The 2506-nt window shown below is 59.5% G+C and carries 3 protein-coding genes; 1 reads left to right on the forward strand and 2 read right to left on the reverse strand.

Annotation, left to right across the window (positions count from 1 at the left end; genetic code table 11):
* Positions 1–266: hypothetical protein (locus AC1DVM_RS22960; RefSeq protein WP_477258424.1), on the forward strand; the 266-nt coding region annotated here is incomplete at its 5' end.
* Between the two features lie 179 nt (positions 267–445).
* Here AC1DVM_RS22960 and AC1DVM_RS22965 read toward each other — a convergent pair.
* Together AC1DVM_RS22965 and AC1DVM_RS22970 are read right to left on the reverse strand one after the other, a co-directional pair.
* A complete protein-coding gene (locus AC1DVM_RS22965) occupies positions 446–1126 on the reverse strand; it encodes a hypothetical protein (RefSeq protein WP_477258426.1) in 681 nt (226 codons plus the stop codon).
* Positions 1127–1338: 212 nt separating this feature from the next.
* Positions 1339–2205 (reverse strand): urea carboxylase-associated family protein, encoded by an 867-nt coding sequence (locus tag AC1DVM_RS22970; RefSeq protein ID WP_477258428.1) that lies wholly within the window; start codon positions 2203–2205, stop codon positions 1339–1341.
* Between the last annotated feature and the right edge of the window lie 301 nt (positions 2206–2506).

Genomic DNA, 2506 nt, shown 5'->3' on the forward strand with positions numbered 1-2506 from the left:
GAGTTGTCCTGGTCGACGTCGGCGTCGTTCGTATTATCCTGGTCGACATCGGAGTCCTGATCCGTGTCGACGTCTACGTCCTGATCTTGATCCTGATCGAGATCCTGATCAATGTCGGCATTAATGTCGAAATCAAAATCGTTGTCTTCAAAGTCGGGCATGGCGCACACTCCCCGTTCGTGAAGGCCGTCTCGAGCGAGCTTGTCGCCCAAAGCGGATCGGCGGGTCAGGCGATCCGGTTGATCGCTGTATTGCCCGGACGATGAACGATTTTCCCAGCTTCGGATTTTAGAGGATAGCTGCCAAAATTTACTGAGCTGAAAGACCTAATTGAGCCTAGACAATTAATCCGCTTGGGTAGGACGGCCGCTGTTCCGGAAACGAGTGCGGCGGGAATCGAAGTGCTGCGAAGAGGGGATATTAGTCTCGGGCGCGATTTATTGTATTATACGTCCACGTCGCCCACATCGACGAAGATGTCCACATCGCCGTCGGCCCCCGCATATTCTTCGAAACCGGCATAGATCTCCGGGCCGTCCTCATCGTCGGTGATTTCCGCAATCCCCGAGGCCACAGCGTCGAGAATTGACGCAACATCGATATCGACGTCGGCATCCAGGTCATCGCGGATTTCCACGTCGACGTCGACATTGCTGTCGGTCTCCGTGTCCTGTTCGATATCGGCCGCGATGGCGTCGTCGTCATCATCGTCGATGTCGATGTCCGCATCGCTTTCGATCTCGACGTCATCCTCGACGTCCACATCGACTTCGATGACAATTTCGCCGTCGTCGCCCTCACTGATCTCGACATCGACCTCGATTCTCTGATCGACTTCCGGCCGCTGCTCCCCCGAGACTGCGATATCGCCGCCATGAGAGTCGGCGTCATCGCTGTCGAGATCCGCATCCTGATCGAGCTCGCCTTGCTGGTCGATCTCCGCGTCAAGCTCAACGCTGGCAGGCGTTCCGACAATCGTGACATCGAGGTCCACGTCGTCATCCGTCTCGGATTTTTGATCTAGATCCACAATCAGATCATCATGGTCGTCGCTCTCATCGCCCCCGGTCGGATCGTCCTCGGGACCTTCCAGATCAGCCGGGGTCTCGCTGTCATCAGGGTCCATCGTGCTCTCCATGGCGCAAGCGCGGACGGCCGCACTGCTTCATCATCCCGTCAATCGCGACGGACGGGAAGAGGCCAAGTCTGGTGAGCTGTGGCCTGCCCGCGGGCGAAGATCAGACGGTTCGGCCTAGCCTGATCGGGGTAGCTAGGCACTGGAGAGGCGCGGTCACCCGATGGGAGTAGCTCAGCGCGGGGCTTCGCGACGACAGTGGATCATAGAGAATCCCCATGTTGCCCGCTGTAGCCGTTGGGTTCTGGCGAGGACCAACCCACAGGCGGCTTCATTGGTCGATAGACTTCAACCAGCAGAGGATGGCAAGCCGCCTCGTCGCTCGAGTGTTTGGCGCTGCAATCGCCACCCGGACAGGCCGACAACGCTCCCAAAAGGTCGATTTCAGCAAAAAATTCCAGAAAGTCGCCCGGTCTGACGGGACTCGCTTTCATGAAGTACTGCCCCGTATCGCGCGTGAAGCCCGTACACATGAAGACGTTGAGCACATCATGCACCGCAGGCTCAACCATCGTGCGAGGACGGCGAAGATGACGCGCCAGAGCCCGCGTCAGGTTGGAGTGGCAGCAATGATGGTAGTCCTGCCCGGAGAGCAGTCGGTGGGTATAGGGATCGCAACGCGTCCCGATGACGTCATGCACGGACCCTCCCCACCCGTCGAAACCATACCAGTCGAGCGTGTCCTGTGTGATCGTCGCCATCGGCCGAAGATACGGCAGCGAGGACCAGAGACGATCGCCAGTGGACAGATGCGTCCCGTGCAGAGCCCTGGTCTTTCCGGAGAAGAACCGCTCATCGAGATTTCCAGCGGACCATAGGTTCAGATCACCGACTTGGGAGCCTTCGATCGACACGATGCGAAAGAAGCAGCCGGCCGGAACCTCGAAGCATCGTGCATCGCGCGGCGGCACGATCACCTCGTCGATCTTCCGCCAGCCCTCCCGGGCGGCGCGGTAGGCGGGGAGATCGGGAGAAGCCAAACTTTCCGTCGGATAGCAGATGACAGGCGCAACCTTCCGACGCGCCTCCGCATCGAAGGGGGCCGGCAGCTCACTCGTTTCAGGTTTCATCCCGCTCTCCAGCATTCAATGGGCGACATTGTACCGAAAGACGAGCGGTCGTGGCTAGCGGGACACGGGGGGCTTGGGTGCGAGATCTGGTTACACGATGTGCGATGTAACAGAGCGCTGCGGAATCGGCGCGCTACCCGCTGATTCGGCCTGGGTGCCCTGTGGAGAAGGCGCCGGCCCCGGGGCCAGTACCGGCCGACATGGTTCAGCTTCGCAGCAACGCCGCCTTCTGGAGTTTCGTCAAGAAGCGACTTCCTCGTCGGAAACCTTGTGATAGAGGAGCGTTGCGAGCGCTGTGCGG

The sequence above is a fragment of the Microvirga sp. P4_A5 genome, from assembly GCF_056402495.1.

What these genes read in the sequence shown, in the direction of transcription:
- AC1DVM_RS22965 (WP_477258426.1), bottom strand. Translation starts at nt 1,126, where the DNA reads ATGGACCCTGATGACAGCGAGACCCCGGCTGATCTGGAAGGTCCCGAG.
- AC1DVM_RS22970 (WP_477258428.1), bottom strand. Translation starts at nt 2,205, where the DNA reads ATGAAACCTGAAACGAGTGAGCTGCCGGCCCCCTTCGATGCGGAGGCG.